The 281-nt window shown below is 45.9% G+C and carries 1 protein-coding gene; it reads left to right on the top strand.

What is annotated here, in order from left to right:
* Positions 1 to 19: 19 nt before the first annotated feature.
* On the top strand, positions 20 to 281 hold a 262-nt coding region (locus tag Q4563_RS19400; RefSeq protein WP_303605680.1), incomplete at its 3' end, for an HIRAN domain-containing protein.

Raw genomic sequence — 281 nt, forward strand, 5'->3', positions numbered from 1 at the left:
CGGTTATAGCGGTGCCAAATTGCCAGATGATGGTTTTGAGCTGGTTCATCCTTTTGACGAACCTCCGGAAGTATTTGAAATACTGATTGAAATTGCCGGTTTTCGGCACGAGACAGAAGTTACAGCAGAAACATTAAAAGCGGGTGATTCAATCCGCTTTGTGATCGAGCCAGATAATTCAGTGGACAACGATGCAATACTCATTGAGCACGCAGGCCACAAACTTGGCTATGTCCCCAGAGGGCATCTTGATATGTTCCATCGCATGCTTTCTCAAGGAG

Source organism: Gilvimarinus sp. 1_MG-2023 (assembly GCF_030548285.1).